Origin of the sequence: Streptomyces sp. ALB3 (genome assembly GCF_044385685.1) — a bacterium.
GTDB lineage: Bacteria > Actinomycetota > Actinomycetes > Streptomycetales > Streptomycetaceae > Streptomyces.
The window spans coordinates 1-20,190 of record NZ_JBISCE010000040.1; the positions used below are offsets into that span (position 1 = coordinate 1).

Here is a 20,190-nt window from a genome sequence, read left to right on the forward strand (position 1 = left end):
AACCGCGACACGTTCTCTCCCGACATGGCATTCCTCTCGTGTACAACCGGACGAACGGACTTGCACGACGTTCAAGTAGAACCGTAGCGGCCGACTCGTACAGCGTGCAAGTCATTCTTGAACTTTGTGCAATCAGGTCTTCTGACCTACTGTTGGCTCATGCCGCGTGACACGTTGACCAGGGAGCAGATCATCGAGGCCGCCATCGGGCTGCTGGATGAAGAGGGCCTGGAAGGCCTCAACATGCGCAGTCTCGGCAAGCGTCTGGGTTCCGCCGCGACGGCGGTCTACTGGCACGTCCAGAGCAAGGACAACCTCGTCGTCCTCGCCAGCGACGAGGTCTGGACCGAGATCGAACTGCCCGACCTCGACACGGTGGACTGGCACACGGCGGCCTCGACGATGGCGGGTGACCTGTTCGCCATGTTCACCAGGCATCCCTGGCTCGTGATGGCGTTCGCCTCCCAGCCCCTCTACGGCCCCAACAAGGCCCGGCACGACGACCACAGCCTCGCGGTCTACGAGAAGGCCGGCTTCGTGGGCGCCGAGGTCGACCAGGCGACCGCGGCCGTCTTCATGTACGTGCTGGGCAACGCGGTCGGTATGGCCGCGGAGGTGTCGGTGAACCGGAAGCTGAGCCGGCACGGCGGCAACTCCCAGACGCGGATCGAGGAGGCCATGACCCACGCGACCGAGATCGCCGCGCGCTTCCCCCGGCTGCGGTCCCGCACCGAGGCCTTCGCGGACTCGGACTACGCGGCCGCTCCCGAGAAGAGCTTCGAGTTCGGCCTCCAGGCGGTCCTCTCGGGCCTCACGGACCGTCTCGGAAGCCGGTAGCTGCCGCTGCGCGGCCGGGCCGGCGCGGTGGACGTGAACAGTCGTCATCGATGCCTCCTCGGCCGCCGGACGGATGCGGTTCCCGCTTACGGAGACGACGCTAGGGCGCTGCCATATCGTCGCCCTATCGGACGCTTATCGCTCTTCGCGCACGCGCGGATATCCCCGTCGGCACCTGTCCGGCGGGGATCGTCCTGTCTCGCGTCGTGGCTACGTGGTCCGGACCGCCAGCGAGCGCACCCCGGTGAACTCGGGTGAGCCGAAGAAGACCGGTGCGATGTCCGGGTCCACCCGGAGCTGCGGGAAACGGTCCAGGACGAGGTTGAAGACGATGCGGGTCTCCACCCTCGCCATGGCCGCGCCGATGCAGTAGTGGGCCCCACGTCCGTAACCGAGGTGCTGGTTGGGCGCGCGGGTCACGTCGAACACGTCCGGGTCGGTGAACTGACGGGGGTCCCGGTTGGCCGCTCCGAGCTGGAGACTGACCATCCGGTCCCGGGGGATCCCGACGCCCGCGATCTCGACGTCGGTCTCGGTGGCCCGGTAGGTGGTCGTCGCCGGCGTGAAGTACCGCATGACCTCCTCGAACATCCCGGGTACGAGCCCGCGGTCGGCCCGCACCTTCGCCGCCTGCTCCGGGAAGGACTCCAGGCACAGCATGGTGTTGCCGATCAGGATGGGGCTGGTGAGGTGCCCGGCTCCCAGCACGGCGACCGCGAAGTTGATGACCTCGTCCCGCGCCATCGGGGCTCCGTCGAGGTACCTGAACTCGAGCATGAGGCTCAGCAGGTCGTCCTTGGGGTCCTTGCTGCGCTCGTCGATGATGTCACCGAGGAAGTCCCGCAGCGGGAGCAGCGGCCCCAGCAGCGAGTCGAAGTACTCCTCGCCGCCCGAGTCGACCGTGCTCATCTGCACGTCGGCGTCCATCGTCTGGTCCACGGCCTTGAACATCTCCCGGTGTTCGGCCGGGGTTCCGAGCAGTTCGCTGAAGAGGATGCCCGACAGGTCGTCGATGAAGTCGCCCAGCAGGTCGAACCGTTCCCGGCCCGCCAGCTTGTCCAGCAGCTCGGTGCCCAGCCCGGTGATCCGCAGCTCCAGGTCCTCCATCGCCCGTGGGCTGAACGCCCGGCCGACCTGGCGCCGCATGTGGATGTGCTCGGGTCCGTTCATCTGGGCCATGTCGCCCTTGATGAGCTTGGCCTGCTCCTCGTCGACGTCGAAGAGGCGCGTCGAGTCGGCCGAGAAGGACTCGGAGTCGTTGAGGGCGGCCAGGACCTCCGGGTACCCGGTGACCTGCCAGACCCCGTGCTCCTCGTCGAACACCACTTTGTCCTGCGGAAGCTGCCCACGCAGCCAGTACTTGTCCGGTGCGAGGCCCCACCGGTCGGCGAACGCGGTCATACGTAGTCCCTTGGCTGGAGGTCGGCTGGGTCATCGCGTGCGGTGCCGGGTGCGGCGCACCGCTCCCGGCGGAGCGGGAGGGTCAGAGGCGGACGTGCATCGAGCGGACGCCCACCATGTCCTCCGACGGGAAGAACGTCGTGGGGTTGTCGGGGTCGGTGGTGAAGTCCGGGTACCGGTCGAGCAGCGCGTTGATCGCGATCCGGCCCTCGAGCCGCGCGAGCCGGGTGCCCAGGCAGAAGTGGACGCCGTGCCCGAACACGATGTGCGGGTTGGGGCTGCGGCCCGGGTCGAAGTCGTCGGGGTTCTCGAAGCGGAGCGGGTCCCGGTTGGCCGCGCTCACCCACGGCAGGACCATCTGCTGCGCGGGGATGGTGACGCCGCCGATCTCCACCTCGCGGGTGGTCACCCGGGACAGGGTCGCCGCCGGGCACAGCAGGCGCAGTGCCTCCTCGATGGCGGTCGGCACCAGCGAGCGGTCCGCGACCACCCGGGCGAGCTTGTCGCGCTCGGTGTCGAGACAGGCCATGGTGTTGCCGACCATCATGGTGCTGGTGATGTGGCCCGTGATGAGCAGGACGTTGGCGATGTTGACGACCTCGTTGTCCGTGAGGGTCTCACCGTCCTGTTCGGCCTGCATCAGATAGGTCAGCAGGTCCTCACGGGGCTTCGCGCGGCGCTCCAGCACCTGGGAGAGCATGTAGTCGAGCAGGGGCTTCAGACGGGCCTCCGCCGCATGGATCTGGTCCTCGATCCCGTCTCCGCCGGCGACGAAGTCGAGGCCGCTCATGTTCTCGATGATGTCGAACGCGGCGCCCTTGAAGAGGTCGAAGTCGTCGGTGTCGAGGCCGAGGAGGTCGGCTATGACACGGACCGGCAGCGGATAGGCGAAGTCCGCGACGAGTTCGAAGCTGCCCTTGGCCGGGACGGCGTCGAGCAGTTCGTTCGTGATCTTGACGATCCGCGGTTCCAGGCTCGCGATGACCTTGGGGCTGAAGGCGGACCCGATCAGCTTGCGGTACTTGGTCTGCTCCGGCGGGTCCATCTGCGAGATGTCGCCCTCCTGGAATTTCGGGTCGACCTGGACCGCGGCGTAGGCGGCCGTGCTGGCCGAGAAGCTCTCGTGGTCGCCCAGGATCCGCTCCACCTCGTCGAAGCCGTACGCGCACCAGGAGCCGAGCTGCTCCACGTACTCGACCGGGGCCTTCGGCCGGTTTCCGTGCAGCCAGGGGCTGTTGGGGTGGACGTTCCAACGCTCGGTGACTCTGGACATGAAAGGGGTTCCTCTTCTCCGGGACGGTCTGCGGGACGGGCGGGGTGAGGGGGTGACAGCTGGGGCTACTCCGGGGAGGCGGTGGCGTCCTGCAGGCTCCTCGGCCGCAGGTCGGTCCAGTGCTCCTCCACGTACCGGAGGCACTCGTCCCGGCCGGCGGGGCCGTGCACGGACCGCCAGCCGGCCGGTACGTCCGCGAACGAGGGCCACAGCGAGTGCTGCTCCTCGTCGTTCACCACCACGCGGAACTGGCCGTTCTCGTCGTCGAAGGGGTTGCTGCTCATTCCTGGACTCCTTCTCTCTCCGGTGCGGAGTGCTGTTCGGGTGGGGTGTCCGCCGGTGTCACCGGCGCTCCACCGGGTCGGTGCCGCGCATCGCGGAGAGCTCCCGGCCGATGACCGCGCAGATCTCGGCGGCGGGCCCGGCGTTGATCAGGTCGTGGTGGGTGCTCCGGACGTCGAACTGCTTGACGGTCCCGGTGATGTACGGCGCCCACAGGTCCCCGTACGTCGCGTCCTCGTTCGGCACCGCGTTGAAGAAGAGCGCGTCGCCGTGGTGGACGGGGGACTGGAAGCCCGGCGTCAGCGAGGTGTGGTTGACGACGACCTGGACCGCCCTGTCGAGGAACGACTCGTAGTCGTCGGAACCGGCTCCGCCGGTGAGCTGGGCCCGGAAGTACTCCCGCAGCGCGCTCGGGGTGGGGGGCGCCTGGGTCACCAGATAGCTGCTGGGCACGCTGTCCATCAGTGCGAGCACCGCCACCTCGTGCCCCAGCCCCGACAGTTCCGCGGCGACCGCCTGGGCGAGGGTGCCGCCGATGGAGTACCCGGCCAGGTGGAAGGGGCCCTTCGGCTGGACGGCAAGGATCTCACCGACGTAGTCGGTCACCATCTCGGCCAGCGACCCGGGCAGCGGGGTCACCCCGTCGAATCCCTTCGCCTGGATTCCGTAGACGGTCCGGTACTCCGGGAGCCGGCCGGCGAAGCCGAGGTAGGGCCAGCAGATCCCACCGCCCGGGTGGACGAGCCACAGCGGTTCGCCGTCCTCGTCGGCCGCGTCCGCCGGGGCCTTGATCGTGAGAACGCCGGCGAACGGGTCCTCGGCCCGGCCCGACGTGCCCTCCGTCTCCAGGAAGGCGGCGAGTTCTGCCACGGTCGGCGCGTCGAACACGGCCCTGATCGGCAGGCTGACGCCCAGGACCACCTCGATGCGGCTGATGAGGCGGGACGCCAGCAAGGAGTGCCCGCCCCGGGCGAAGAACCCGTCGTCGATGGTGACGGCGTCCAGTCCCAGCACCTCGGCGAAGAGACCGCACAGGATCTCCTCCCTGGTCGTGCGGGGCGCACGGCCGGTGGAGACGCCCGCGTAGTCCGGCGCGGGCAGCGCCCTGCGGTCCAGCTTCCCGCTCAGCGTGAGGGGGATCGCGTCGATGACCGTCAGCGCCGAGGGCACCATGTGCTGCGGCAGCCGGCCGCGCACCAGGTCCAGGACCTCCGCCACGAGGGCGTCGTCCCCGGCCCGGCCGGCGGCCGGGACCAGGTAACCGGCGAGGCGCCGGTCCCCGGCGTTGTCGTCGACCACGACGACCGACCGGTCCACGGCCGGATGTGCGGTGAGGGCCGCCTCGACCTCGCCGAGTTCGATCCGGAAGCCGCGGATCTTGACCTGGTCGTCGGCGCGGCCGTGGAACACGAGCGCTCCGTCCGCGGTCCAGGACACCCGGTCCCCGGTCCGGTACATCCGCTCACCCTCCGCGCCGAAGGGGCAGGGCACGAAGCGGCCGGCGGTCACGAGCGGCCGGCCGAGATAGCCACGGGCCACGCCCGGGCCGGCGATGTAGAGCTCGCCCGGCACCGAGACGGGCACCGGCTGCAGGGTCGCGTCCAGGACGTAGAGACGCGTGTTGTGGATGGGGGTGCCGATGGGGAAGACCGGGTCGCCCGCGTCGAGCGGCGTGCTCATGGTGGCGCACACGGTGGTCTCGGTGGGCCCGTAGACGTTCATCATCCGCCGGCCGGGGGCCCACCTGGCCACCAGGTCACCGGGTGGTGTCTCGCCGCCGACCAGCAGGGAGACGACACTGCCCAGTGCGTCGTGCGGCATCGCCGAAAGCATCGCCGGGGGCAGCATCATGTGGGTCACCCGGTGCCGGTCGACGGTCCGGGCGAGCGGGGTGCCGGGGGCCAGGTCCTCCTTGTCGGCGAGCACCAGCACGGCTCCCGAGAGCAGCGCGGTGAAGATCTCGCACAGCGACACGTCGAAGCTCGGCGAGACGAGTTGCAGCATCCGGCTGTCGTGGGTGACCGCCATCCGCTCCACGTGGGCCGCCACCAGGCCGGAGACGCCGCGGTGGGTGACGACCGTGCCCTTCGGCAGGCCGGTCGACCCCGAGGTGTAGATGAGGTACGCGGCGCTGTCGGGTGTCACCGTCCGCGCCACCCGCGTGCCGGACCGGTCCGTGGGGACCTCGTCCACCCTGACACCCGGCAGACCGTGTCCGGCCAGCACTCCGGCGGCCGTCCCGTCCACGACGGCGAGCCCGGCTCCGGAGTCACCGAGCATGTAGGCGATGCGGTCGGCCGGGTAGGTGTGGTCGACGGGCATGTAGACGCCGCCCGCCTTGATCACACCGAGCAGCGCGACGACCAGGTCGGGCGACCGGCGGGCTGCCACCGCCACGACCGTCTCGGGGCCGACCCCGTGACCGCGCAGGACCTCCGCGAGGCGGTCGGCCCGCGCGTCGAGCTCCTGGTAGCTCACCGTCTCCGCCCCGAAGAGGAGCGCCGGGGAGTCAGGACGGGCGGCGGCCTGCCGCTCGAACTGGTCGGCGACGGTCCCCCCGGGTGTCGTGGCGGCCGTGTCGTTGAAGCCGGCGAGGAGCAGTTCCCGCTCCTCCTCCGGCTGGGTGCGGGCCGCCCCGAGCACCGTGTCGGGGTCCGCCACCACCTGGCACAGGACCCGGGCGAAGCGGTCCGCGATGCCCTGCGCGCCGGTTTCGTCGAAGTGGTCCTGCTGGTACTCCATCACCACGTGCAGACGGTCGTCCGCCGCGGCGGCGATGCCCAGCGGGTAGTGCGTCCCGTTGCCCGTGCTCACACCGGCGATGGAGACGCCGTCCGCGAGCCCGTCGCTGAGACCCTCGCGGTCCATAGGGAAGGACTCGAACACGACGACCGTGTCGAACAGCGAACTGAGTCCGGTACCCCGGCAGATGTCGGTGAGCCCGATGTGGTGGTGGTCCATCAGCGGCCCCTGCCGGTCCTGGAGGCCGGTCAGCACCTGGCGGAGGGTCTGCCAGGGCGACAGTTCCACGCGTACGGGCAGCGTGTTGATGAACAGGCCGGCCATCGACTCGACTCCCGCGACGGCCGCGGGGCGGCCCGAGACGGTGGTGCCGAACACCACGTCCTGGCGGCCGGTCAGTCCGGCGAGGGTGATCGCCCAGGCGCCCTGCACCAGGGTGTTGAGGGTGACCCCGATGGTGGCCGCGGAACGCACCAGCTCACGGGCGGTGTCCCCGGGCAGCGGCACGTCCAGCTGGCCCACACGCCGCGGGTCCGCCTCGACCGAGTGGTCGGTGACGATCAGGGTGGCGTCCTCGACCCCGGCGAGTTCGGTCCGCCACGCCCGCGCGGAGGCCTCGGCGTCCTGCCGCGACAGCCACTGGAGGAAGTCCCGGTAGCCGCGGTTGCGCGGGAGGACGGACGGGTCGCCACCGGAGGCGTACAGCCGCAGCAGTTCCTGCATCAGCACGCTCAGCGACCAGCCGTCGAGCAGTGCGTGATGGCTGGTCAGGACGAACTCGGCCTGTCCGGGTGCGGTCAGCGCCAGCGACATGCGCAGGAGCGGCGGCACGGCCGGGTCGAAGTGGTCGGCCTCGTCCCTGGCGAGGAAGCGTTCCAGTGCCTCGGCCCGCCGCTCCTCGTCGAGTCCGCGCAGATCCGTCTCCTGCCAGGGAAGTGCGACGTCGTCCAGGACCAGCTGGACGAGCTCCCCCGTGGTGTCGCGGACGAAGGCGGTGCGCAGGTTGGCGTAACGGTCGAGCAGGGCCTGTCCGGCCGCCCGCATCCGCCGCGGGTCCACCTCGCCCGCGAGCCGGTAGACGACCTGGACGTGGTAGGCGTCGTACTCCGAGTCGACCAGCATCGATTCGAAGAGCAGGCCGGACTGGAGCGGGGTGAGCGGCCACACGTCGGTCAGTGACGGGTAGCGGGCCTCCCAGCGTTCGAGTTCGTTCTGGCGTACGGACACGAGCGGCACGTCGGAGGGTGTCAGCCCGCCGGCACCCGGGCGGGTGGCGTGCCGGGCGACACCCTCCAGGGCGGATGCCCACAGGGTCGCCAGCTCGTTCACCTCGTCGTGGGTGAGGACCCCCGTGGGGAAGCCGAGGCGGACGCCGAGCCGGGGCCCGTCGGGCCCGTCCGTCACGGCGGCGTTGATCTCGAGGGTGGACATGGCGGGCATGTCGGCGTCGGGGACGGCGATCAGCTCGTTCATCCCCGGGGTCTGCGTCCAGCCCAGACCCCGCAGCTCCTCGGGCATGTCGGCGGAGGAGAACCGGCCGAGGTAGTTGAACGCGATCTGCCCGGTCGGACACGGGGCGAGCACCGCCGCGGTGTCCTCGTTCAGATACCGCAGCAGCCCGTAACCCATGCCCTTGTCAGGGATCCGCAGCAACTGCTCCTTGACCGCCTTGACCACCGAACCCGCCGCCCCGCCACCGGCGAACGCGTCCTCGACGTCCACGTCACCGACGTCCAGACGCACCGGGAACATGCTCGTGAACCAGCCCACCGTCCGCGACAGGTCCGCACCCGGGACCACCGCCTCCTCACGGCCGTGACCCTCCAGCTTCACCAGCACCGACGACTCGTCCACACCCCGCGCAGCACGCCAGCGGGACACCGCCAACGCCAGCGCGGCCAGCAACCCGTCGTTCACCCCACCACGGAAAGCGGCGGGAACGTCCGTCAGCAGTGTCTCGGTCACGGCCTGCGGGAGACGCACCCAGACGTAGTCGACCGACGAGATGACGTCGGTGGTGGGGTCGAGGGGGCGGCTGCCGATCAACGGGTCCGGGCCCTCCACGACCGACCGCCACAACTCCAGCTCACCCGCACGCCCCGACGCCTGTTCCCGCAACGCGTGCGCCCAACGACGCACCGACGTCCCCACACCGGGCAACTCAGCCACCCGGCCCTCACGCACCGCCCGCCACGCCGACGCCATGTCCGGCAGCAGAACCCGCCACGACACACCGTCCACCACCAAGTGATGCAACACCACCACCAGACGCCCCGCCACCGACGCACCCGCGTCGAACCACACGAACCGCGCCATCACCCCACCAGCCGGATCCAGACCCCCCGTCGCCCCGTCCAGCTCCCGCGCGGCCACCTCCAGCCACGCACCGTCCCACGAACCATCACACTCCACCCGCCGCACCAGCCCGGCCACATCCACCGAACCCGCCGGCAACACCTCCAACCCACCCCCCACCAGACGCGAACGCAACACGTCATGCCGCTCCCACACCGCCGACAACGTCGCCGCGAGACCCCCCGCACCGATCCCCACCGGCAGATCCACCACCGACGACATCGAGAACCGCCCGAACCCACCACCCAGCTCCAGCAGATACCGCGCCACCGGCATCAACGGAACGAACCCCACACCACCCCCCGCCAACTCCTCCAGCACCACCGACCCACCACGGCCACCCGCCACCGACGCCAGCTCAGCCACCGTCCGCAACTGGAACACCTCACGCGGCGACACCTCCACACCACGCGAACGCGCCCGCGACACCACCTGGATCGAACGGATACTGTCCCCGCCCACCGCGAAGAAGTCATCGTCCACACCCACCCGGTCCACACCCAGAACCTCGGCGAACACCGACGCCAGAACCCGCTCCCCCTCCGACACCGGCGCCCGGTACACCTCACCCTTGAACACCGGAGCAGGCAGACCACCACGATCCAGCTTCCCGTTCGGCCCCAACGGCAACCGATCCAGCACCACCAGCACCGACGGCACCATGAACTCCGGCAACCGCCCCGCCACGAACCGCCGCAACTCCGCAACCGACACACCAGCCGTCAGATCGACGTGCAGGTCACCGATGCTCTCGGCCGTGCCCTGCTGCGTCCCGACCGCGCCCACCGGGACGACGTAGCCGACGAGCTGCTTGGCACCGCCCTGGGTGTGTACGGTCACCACGGCCTGGGACACCCCGGGGTGTGCGGTCAGCGCGGCCTCGACCTCGGCCGGCTCGATCCGCAGACCACGGATCTTCACCTGCCCGTCCCCACGCCCCACGTACTCCAGACGCCCCTCCGCGTTCCAGCGGGCCAGGTCACCCGTCCGGTACATCCGCGCACCCGCCGCACCCCACGGATCCGCCACGAAACGCTCCGCCGTCAGACCCGGCCGGTCGCGGTACCCGCGGGCCACGGACCCACCGCCGACGTACAACTCGCCGACGACGCCCGGCGGCACCGGCCGGAGGCCGTCGCCGAGGACGTAGGTACGGCCGCCCTCCAGCGGGGTTCCGATGGGGACGGCCGCCGAGCCGCCCCACTCCTCGTCGGACGCGAGGGCGAAGGCCGCCGCGTAGAACGTCTCGGTCTGGCCGTACCCGTTGACCACCCGCACACCGGGGAGGGCCTTGCGGGCCCGTTCCACCAGGGAACCGGGCAGCGCCTCGCCGGCGAAGACGAGCGTGTCGACGTCGGTGCGGCCCTCGATCCGGTCGAGGATCTCGGCGAACACCGACGGCACGGAACTGATGACCTGTCCGGGCCAGCCGTCCCGCTCGGCCAGCTCCAGGACGTCCCGCACCACCTCGACACTGCCGCCCGTCGTCAGCGCCGTCATGATCTCGAACACCGACACGTCGAAGTTGACGGACGTGCCGGCCAGTACCCGGGCTCCGGGCCTCGCTCCGAGCGCGGCGGCCAGTCCCGGAAGGCAGCTCGTCACGTTCCGCTGGGTGACCGTGACGCCCTTCGGGGTGCCGGTGGAACCCGAGGTGTACATGACGTAGGCGGCGTTGTCGGGCAGCGCGGCGCGAACGGCCGGCGCGGTGCCGTCACCGGCGTCTTCGGCGTCCCCGGCGTCCAGGAGGAACCGGGGGACGTCGTGGTCGGGGAGCGTGCCGTCCGTGGTGGCGTCGGTCAGCATCAGGACGGGCCGGGCCTGCTCGAGCATCAGCCCGAGCCGGGCGCTCGGGTAGCGGGGATCGACCGGCAGGTAGGCGGCACCCGCCTTCCATATGCCGAGCATCGCGACGACCAGGTCCGCCGACCGCGGCAGCGCGAGCGCGACCAGCGACTCCGCCGTCACACCCCGCTCCCCCAGCGCCCGCGCCAGACGGTTCGCCCGCGCGTCGAGCTCCCCGTACGTCAGCTCCACCTCCCCGCACACCACCGCGAGCGCGTCGGGTGTCCCGGCGGCGCGGGCCTCGAAGAGCGCGGGCACGGTCGTGTCCGCGGCCCGTACGGTCGGGCCGGCGAGCGTGGCCAGCCGTTCCGCCTCCCCCTCCAGCAGGACGTCCGCGGCAGCGACGCGCCGGTCCGGGGCGGTGACGAGCTGCTCGACGAGGGAGGTGAAACGGGACGCGAGCTTCTCGACACTGCTCCGGTCGAACAGGTCGGTGGCGTACTCCAGGTACCCGATCACTCCCTGGCCGGGGATGTCACCCATGTTGAAGAACAGGTCGAACTTCGCGGTCGCCGTGAAGGAGGGCTCCCAGCTGACCTGGACGCCCCGCATGTCGAAGCCCTCGCGGGTGATGTTCTGCCAGGCGAACATGACCTGGAACAGCGGGTGGTAGGCCGTCGAGCGCTCCGGGTTGAGCAGCTCCACCAGGCGCTCGAACGGCGCGTCCTGGTTGTCGTACGCCGCGAGCGCCTTCTCCCGCACCCGGTCCAGCACCTGCTCGAACGACGGATCGCCCGACAGGTCCACCCGCAGCACCCAGGTGTTCACGAAGAAGCCCACCAGGTCGGCGAGCTGGGCGTCGGTGCGGTTGGCGATCGGGGAACCCATGGTGATGTCGTCGCCGCCGCCGAGGCGGTTCAGCAGTACCGCGAGGGCGGACTGCAGAACCATGGCGGCCGTCGCCCCGTGCTTCCTGGCCAGCTCCTCGACACCTGCCGCCACCTGGGGCGGGAGCCCGAACTCGACGGAGTCGCCGCGGTGGCTGGGCGCGGGGGGACGCGGCCGGTCGGACGGCAGTGGGAGCGGCTGCGGAGCCCCGGCCAGCTCGCGGCGCCAGTGTGCGGCCTGGGCGGCGAGCAGGCTGTCCGGGTCGTTCTCGTCACCCAGCAGCTCACGTTGCCACAGCGTGTAGTCCACGTACTGGACCGGGAGTCCGGGCCAGTCGGGGGCCGCGCCCTCCAGACGCGCCGCGTAGGCGCGTTCCAGGTCCCGGGCGAGAGGGGCGATCGACTCCCCGTCGACGGCGATGTGGTGGATGACCAGGGCCAGCAGGTGCTCCTGCGGTCCGCACCGCAGCAGCGTGGTGCGCGTCGGGATCTCCGTCGCCATGTCGAAGGGGCGGTCGAGGATCCCGGCGAGCGTCTCCTGGACGGCGTCGGGCGCCACCTCGACGAGCGGGGTGTCCGAAGCGGCCTCCCCGGCCGGCACCACCTGCTGGTACGGGGTCCCGTCGGCGTCCTCGGCCATCAGCGTGCGCAGGGCCTCGTGCCGGGTGACCACGTCCCGCAGCGCCGCGCGCAGCGCCTCGACGTCGAGCGGTCCGGTGAGCCGCAGCACGAACGCGTGGTTGTACGTCGCCGAGGGCCCTTCGAAGCGGTCCACGAACCACAGGCGCCGCTGGGCGAAGGACAGCGGGACACGTTCGGGGCGCTGCCCGGCCCGCACCAGACGGGGCCGGGCGGGGCCCCCCGAGGACAGCTGTCCGCTGAGTCCGGCGACGGTGGGCGAGGCGAACACCTGCGGTACGCGGACCTCCGCACCCAGGGTCGCGCGGATCCGGTTGACGAGCCGGGTGGCGAGCAGGGACTGACCGGTCCTGGCGAAGAAGTCGTCGTCGATCCCGACGCGTTCGACACCGAGCACCTCGGCGAACAGCCGGCACAGCACTTCCTCGGTCGTGCTGCGCGGCGCCCGGTAGGCGACACCGGTGAATCCGGGTTCCGGCAGGGCGGCGCGGTCGACCTTGCCGTTGGGCAGCAGCGGGAACCGCTCCAGGGTCACGAAGGCGGAGGGGACCAGGTGGTCGGGGAGCTTCGCGGAGGTGTAGGCGCGCAGCTCACGCGGTGTGCCTGGGGTGGCCGGCACGACGTAGGCGGCCAGGTACTTCGAGGTGGCGCTCCCCCTGCTCTCGCGGGCGACCACCACGGCCTGGGCGATGTCCGGGTGCGCGGTGAGGACGGCCTCCACCTCCGCGGGCTCGACCCTGACGCCCCGGATCTTCACCTGTCCGTCGCCCCGTCCGACGTATTCGAGGTGGCCGTCGGCGGCCCACCGGGCGAGGTCGCCCGTGCGGTACATCCGCGAGCCGGCCGGTCCGAAGGGGTCGGCGACGAAACGTTCGGCGGTGAGGGCCGCCCGGCCCCGGTAGCCCCGGGCGAGCGAGGCTCCCGCGACGTAGAGCTCTCCCGTCACGCCGGGTGGTACGGGGCGCAGTCCCGCGCCCAGCACATGGACGCGCACGTGTTCCAGCGGTCCGCCGATCGGCGCGGTGGTCCGGCCCGTCCACTCCTCGTCGGCGGGCAGGGCGAAGACGGTGGCGTAGAAGGACTCGGTCTGGCCGTAGCCGTTCACCACCCGGATCCCGGGGAACGCCTCACGGACGCGGGAGACGAGCGCGGCCGGCAGCCCCTCGCCGGCGAACACCACGGTCCGGGGGCTGATCCTGCCCGGCAGCTCGTCGAGGAGTTCGGCGAACGCTGAGGGCACCGAGCTGATCACGTCGGCGGCCCAGTCGCCGCGCTCGCCCAGGGCGAGTACGTCGCGCACGAGCTCGACCGTGCCGCCCGCGCAGAGCGTGGAGAACACCTCGAACACCGACACGTCGAAGTTGACGGACGCGCCGGCCAGCATGTGGGCGCCCTGTCCGACACCCAGCGCCGCCACCAGGGACGGAAGGCAGCTGGTCACGTTCCTGTGGGTGACCGCCACCCCCTTGGGCGTACCGGTGGACCCGGAGGTGTACATGACGTAGGCCACGTTGTCCGGCGCCGGTGCGGCGGGGGCGGTGGCGGGCGACGCGAGGAGCGCGTCCGCGAGGTGCAGCACGGGGACGCCGGTCCGCGGCAGGGACGGTCCGGCCTCGGCGTCCGTGAGGACGAGCGAGGGGGCGGCGTCGGCGAGGAGGAACTCCAGCCGGCCGCTCGGGTACGCCGGGTCGATCGGCAGGTATCCCGCGCCGGACTTCAGCACGCCGAGGAGCGCGACGACCAGGCCGGTCGTCCGGGGCAGCGCGACCGCGACCACCGACTCCGGGCCCACGCCCCGGCCGGCGAGGAAGCCGGCGACCCGCCCGGCCGCCTCGTCCAGCTCCCGGTACGTCAGCGACTCGTCACCGCTCACCACCGCGACCGCGTCCGGGGTAGCCGCCGCCCGGTCGGCGAAGAGGCGTGGAAGCGTCGTGTCCGGCACGGGGGCGGGCGGCACCGCCGCGCGCCGCACCCGGTCGAGTTCCCCGGGACTCAGCACGTCGACGGCCGCGACCGGCTGGTGCGGGTCGGCCACCAGGGCTCGCAGCACGCGTTCGAAGCGCTCCGCGACGGTGACCACCTCGTCGCGGCGCAGTGCCCCGGGCTGGAACTGCAAGGAGAGTTGCAGGGTGGGGTCGGCGTCCGCCATGACGGTCAGCGGGTAGTGGGTGCCGCTGAACGGGGTGATGCCGGTGATCGCGACGTCGGCGGTGTCGTTCGCCTCGCTGAGACCGACGTGGTCGACGGGGTACGACTCGAAGACGACGATGGTGTCGAAGAGCGTGCTCGTGCCGACCGCCTGCTGGATGTCGGTCAGGCCGTGGTGGTGGTGGTCGAGCAGCGCCCCCTGCCGGTCCTGGAGACCGGTGAGCAACTGCGCGAAGGTGTCGCCGGGCGCACGGCGTACGCGTACGGGAAGCGTGTTGATGAAGAGTCCCACCATGGACTCCACGTCCGGCACGGCGGGAGGGCGGCCCGAGACCGTGGCGCCGAAGACCACGTCCTGACGTCCGGTCAGCTCGCCGAGCAGGACGGCCCAGGCGCCCTGGACCAGGGTGTTCAGTGTGACGCCCAGGTCGGTGGCGCACGAGGCCAGTTCCCGGGCGAGACCGTCGGCGAGCGGCACCTCGACGTGGCCGATGTCGTCGCCGTGCGCGCCGGAGGGCCGGTCCCCGACCAGCAGGGCGGGCTCGTCGAACCCTTCCAGCTCGTCCGCCCACGCGGCGGCCGACACCGCGCGGTTCTGCCGCGCCTGCCATACGAGGAACTCCCGGTACCCGCGCACGCGGGGCAGCGCGGTGTTGTCGCCGCCGGAACCGTAGAGCCGCAGCAGGTCCTGCATGAGGACCGGCACGGACCAGCCGTCGAAGAGGACGTGGTGGGCGGTGAGCACGAGGGCCGCGCTGTCCGGGCCCCGGGTGATCAGCGAGATCCGCAGCAGCGGCGGGGTTCCGGGGTCGAAGCGCGAGCCGCGGTCCGCGAGGAGGAAGCGGTCGAGGGCCTCCTGGCCCTCACCGCTCATGTCCAGGTGGGCCCAGGGAAGTTCGACGTCCTGGACGACGAGCTGGACGAGGTCGCCGGTGGCGTCGGGGACGAAGGCGGTGCGCAGGTTGGCGTGCCGGTCGAGCAGGGCCTGTCCGGCCGCCCGCATCCGCCGGGCGTCCACCGGGCCGGACAGGTGGTAGGCGAACTGCATCTGGTAGGCGTCGTGCCCGGTCTCGGACACCATCGATTCGAAGAGCAGGCCGGACTGGAGCGGGGTGAGCGGCCACACGTCGGTCAGTGACGGGTAGCGGGCCTCCCAGCGTTCGAGTGCGTCCTGGCGTACGGACACGAGCGGCACGTCCGAGGGCGTCAGTCCACCCGCGCCGGGGCGTACCGCCCGGCCGGCCACGGCCTTCAGGGCCGACTCCCACAGCCCTGCGAGCTCCTCCACGTCCGCCCTGTCGAGCACACCGGTGGGGAAGCCGATCCGGGCCGTCAGCTGTCCGGAGTCGGCGACGAGGGCGTTGATCTCGAGGGTGGACATCGCGGGCATGTCGGCGTCGGGCACGGCGATCAGCTCGTTCATCCCCGGGGTCTGGGTCCAGCCCAGACCCCGCAGTTCCTCGGGCATGTCGGCGGAGGAGAACCGGCCGAGGTAGTTGAACGCGATCTGCCCGGTCGGACACGGGGCGAGCACCGCCGCGGTGTCCTCGTTCAGATACCGCAGCAGCCCGTAACCCATGCCCTTGTCAGGGATCCGCAGCAACTGCTCCTTGACCGCCTTGACCACCGAACCCGCCGCCCCGCCACCGGCGAACGCGTCCTCGACGTCCACGTCACCGACGTCCAGACGCACCGGGAACATGCTCGTGAACCAGCCCACCGTCCGCGACAGGTCCGCACCCGGGACCACCGCCTCCTCACGGCCGTGACCCTCCAGCTTCACCAGCACCGACGACTCGTCCACACCCCGCGCAGCACGCCAGCGGGACACCGCCAACGCCAGCGCGGCCAGCAACCCGTCGTTCACCCCACCACGGAAAGCGGCGGGAACGTCCGTCAGCAGTGTCTCGGTCACGGCCTGCGGGAGACGCACCCAGACGTAGTCGACCGACGAGATGACGTCGGTGGTGGGGTCGAGGGGGCGGCTGCCGATCAACGGGTCCGGGCCCTCCACGACCGACCGCCACAACTCCAGCTCACCCGCACGCCCCGACGCCTGTTCCCGCAACGCGTGCGCCCAACGACGCACCGACGTCCCCACACCGGGCAACTCAGCCACCCGGCCCTCACGCACCGCCCGCCACGCCGACGCCATGTCCGGCAGCAGAACCCGCCACGACACACCGTCCACCACCAAGTGATGCAACACCACCACCAGACGCCCCGCCACCGACGCACCCGCGTCGAACCACACGAACCGCGCCATCACCCCACCAGCCGGATCCAGACCCCCCGTCGCCCCGTCCAGCTCCCGCGCGGCCACCTCCAGCCACGCACCGTCCCACGAACCATCACACTCCACCCGCCGCACCAGCCCGGCCACATCCACCGAACCCGCCGGCAACACCTCCAACCCACCCCCCACCAGACGCGAACGCAACACGTCATGCCGCTCCCACACCGCCGACAACGTCGCCGCGAGACCCCCCGCACCGATCCCCACCGGCAGATCCACCACCGACGACATCGAGAACCGCCCGAACCCACCACCCAGCTCCAGCAGATACCGCGCCACCGGCATCAACGGAACGAACCCCACACCACCCCCCGCCAACTCCTCCAGCACCACCGACCCACCACGGCCACCCGCCACCGACGCCAGCTCAGCCACCGTCCGCAACTGGAACACCTCACGCGGCGACACCTCCACACCACGCGAACGCGCCCGCGACACCACCTGGATCGAACGGATACTGTCCCCGCCCACCGCGAAGAAGTCATCGTCCACACCCACCCGGTCCACACCCAGAACCTCGGCGAACACCGACGCCAGAACCCGCTCCCCCTCCGACACCGGCGCCCGGTACACCTCACCCTTGAACACCGGAGCAGGCAGACCACCACGATCCAGCTTCCCGTTCGGCCCCAACGGCAACCGATCCAGCACCACCAGCACCGACGGCACCATGAACTCCGGCAACCGCCCCGCCACGAACCGCCGCAACTCCGCAACCGACACACCAGCCGTCAGATCGACGTGCAGGTCACCGATGCTCTCGGCCGTGCCCTGCTGCGTCCCGACCGCGCCCACCGGGACGACGTAGCCGACGAGCTGCTTGGCACCGCCCTGGGTGTGTACGGTCACCACGGCCTGGGACACCCCGGGGTGTGCGGTCAGCGCGGCCTCGACCTCGGCCGGCTCGATCCGCAGACCACGGATCTTCACCTGCCCGTCCCCACGCCCCACGTACTCCAGACGCCCCTCCGCGTTCCAGCGGGCCAGGTCACCCGTCCGGTACATCCGCGCACCCGCCGGACCCCACGGATCCGCCACGAAACGCTCCGCCGTCAGACCCGGGCGCCCGTAGTAGCCGCGGGCCACGGCGCCCGCGACGTAGAGCTCGCCGACCACCCCGGGCGGCACCGGTGCCAGCCCCGGGCTCAGCACGTACGCACGCATGTTGCCCAGCGGCTCACCGATGGGCACGCCGCGCGAGGCGTCCCAGTCCTGGCCGGCGTCCACCGTGAAGGTACCGGCGTAGAAGCTCTCGGTCTGGCCGTAGCTGTTGACCACCCGCACGCCGGGGAACGCCTTGCGGGCCCGCTCCACGAGTGACGCCGGAAGGGCCTCGCCCGCGAAGACGAGGGTGTTGACGCTGGTGCGCCCCGCGATCTGGTCGAGCACCTCGGAGAAGACGGAGGGTACGGAGCTGATGACCTGGCCGTGCCAGCCGTCCCGCTCGGCCAGCTCCAGGACGTCCCGCACCACCTCGACACTGCCGCCCGTCGTCAGCGCCGTCATGATCTCGAACACCGACACGTCGAAGTTGATGGACGTGCCGGCCAGCATGCGGGAGCCGGGGCCGACGCCGACCACCGTGGCCAGGCGCAGCACGCCGTTGACCACGCCGTGGTGCGTGATCGCCACGCCCTTCGGGGTGCCGGTGGAACCGGAGGTGTACATGACGTAGGCCAGGTTGTCCGGGCGCGGCGGGACTCCGGTGGGAGAGGCGTCCGTCCCGTCCAGGTCCAGCTCGTCGAGCAGCAGGGCCGTGGTCGTGTGGGCGGGCAGGACGGGCGCCGTCGCGGTGTCGGTCAGCAGGCAGTCGGGGCGGGCCTGGTCCAGGACGACGGTCAGCCGGCCGCTGGGGAAACGGGGGTCGAGCGGCAGGTAGGCGGCGCCGGACTTGAGGATGCCGAGCATCGCGACGACCAGGTCCGCCGACCGCGGCAGCGCGAGTCCGACCAGCGACTCCGCCGTCACACCCCGCTCCCCCAGCGCCCGCGCCAGACGGTTCGCCCGCGCGTCGAGCTCCCCGTACGTCAGCTCCACCTCCCCGCACACCACCGCGAGCGCGTCCGGGTCGACGGCGAGCTGCTGCTCGAACAGTTCGGGGACCGTGAGCGCGGGTGTGGGCGCGGCGGATCCGGCGAACCGGGCGAGCTGCTCGCGCTCGCCCGGCAGCAGGACGTCCACCGATCCGATCGGCCGCTCCGGCTGGGCACCGCAGACGCGCAGCACCTTGAGGAAGCGCTGTCCGAGGTCTTCCACCGTGGTCCGGTCGAAGAGGGCGGTGGAGTACTCGAGGACGCAGCGCATGGTGTCGTCGAGGGGGTCGACGGCGAAGTTGAACTCGAGGTCGAACTTGGCGGTATGGGTGGGCACCGCCTCCAGCCGGCCCGTGGCGGGTGTCAGGTCCAGGTCGATGCGGTCGCTGCTCTGCCAGGTGAACATGACCTGGAACAGCGGGTGGTAGGCCGTCGACCGCTCCGGGTTGAGCAGCTCGACCAGGCGCTCGAACGGCGCGTCCTGGTTGTCGTACGCCGACAGCGCCTTGTCCCGCACCCGGTCGAGAACCTGCTCGAAGGAGGGATTGCCCGACAGGTCCGCGCGCAGTACCCAGGTGTTGACGAAGAAGCCCACCAGGTCCAGCAGTTCCTCGTCGGTGCGTCCGGCGACGGTGTTGCCGAGGGGGATGTCGTCGCCGGCCCCGAGGTGGTGCAGGAGGACGACGAGCGCGGACTGCATGACCATGGGAACGGACGCCCCGTGCCGCTGTGCCAGGCGCTGCGCGGCGGCGAGGACGCCGGGCTCGATGGCGAACTCGACCATGCCGCCCTGCCGGCTGATCATCGAGGGGCGGGGGCGGTCCGTGGGCAGCTGGATCTGTTCGGGCGCCCCGGCGAGCTCGGCCGTCCAGTATCCGAGCTGGGCGGTGATGACACTCTCCGGGTCGCTCTCCTCGCCCAGGAGTTCCCGCTGCCACAGGGTGTAGTCCCGGTACTGGACCGGGAGTTCGGGCCAGTCGGGCGCCTCGGAGCGGCTCCTGGCCGCGTAGGCCCCGGCCAGGTCCCGGGTGAGGGGGACCATCGACTCCCCGTCGGCGGCGATGTGGTGGATGTTGAGGACCAGCAGGTGGTCGCCGGGACCGGAGCGCACCAGTGTGGCCCGGACGGGGATCTCGTGCTCCAGATCGAAGTGGTGGCCGATCGCGCGGGCCACCACCGCGTCCCTCTCGTCCCCCTCGGCCTCGACGAGGGGCATGTCCAGCGTGAAGTCCGAGGCCGGTACGACGTGCTGGGCCGGCACTCCGCCGGCGTCGACGACGAACACCGTGCGCAGGCTCTCGTGCCGGACCACCACGTCACGCAGGGCGGCGCCCAGCGCGGTCACATCGAGGTCTCCGTCCAGTCTGACGAGGAACGGAATGTTGTACGTCGCCGACGGCCCCTCGAAGCGGTCGATGAACCACAGGCGCCGCTGGGCGAAGGACAGAGGGATCATGGGACGTGTACTCCTCGGTGAGTCGGCCTGTGGCCGGTTGCGTCCGGTCGGCAGGG

At 71.3% G+C, this 20,190-nt stretch carries 5 protein-coding genes; 1 reads left to right on the forward strand and 4 read right to left on the reverse strand.

The annotated features are described in order from the left end of the window. Window positions 1-159: 159 nt before the first annotated feature. Complete coding sequence (locus tag ACHFIV_RS25845; RefSeq protein WP_398973598.1) at window positions 160-837, forward strand: TetR/AcrR family transcriptional regulator; 678 nt, start codon at window positions 160-162, stop codon at window positions 835-837. Window positions 838-1,047: 210 nt separating this feature from the next. On the opposite strand, the gene ACHFIV_RS25850 is transcribed toward ACHFIV_RS25845, so the two are convergent. From ACHFIV_RS25850 to ACHFIV_RS25865, 4 genes are all read right to left on the reverse strand, one after another. Next, window positions 1,048-2,238, reverse strand: a complete 1,191-nt coding sequence (locus ACHFIV_RS25850; protein ID WP_398973601.1) for a cytochrome P450 — start codon at window positions 2,236-2,238, stop codon at window positions 1,048-1,050. Window positions 2,239-2,320: 82 nt separating this feature from the next. Next, complete coding sequence (locus ACHFIV_RS25855; protein ID WP_398973604.1) at window positions 2,321-3,511, reverse strand: cytochrome P450; 1,191 nt, start codon at window positions 3,509-3,511, stop codon at window positions 2,321-2,323. A gap of 65 nt (window positions 3,512-3,576) precedes the next feature. Continuing rightward, the gene (locus tag ACHFIV_RS25860; protein ID WP_398973607.1) at window positions 3,577-3,795 is read right to left on the reverse strand and encodes an MbtH family protein; all 219 of its coding nucleotides are present in this window, start codon (window positions 3,793-3,795) and stop codon (window positions 3,577-3,579) included. A gap of 58 nt (window positions 3,796-3,853) precedes the next feature. Further along, complete coding sequence (locus ACHFIV_RS25865; protein ID WP_398973608.1) at window positions 3,854-20,134, reverse strand: amino acid adenylation domain-containing protein; 16,281 nt, start codon at window positions 20,132-20,134, stop codon at window positions 3,854-3,856. Between the last annotated feature and the right edge of the window lie 56 nt (window positions 20,135-20,190).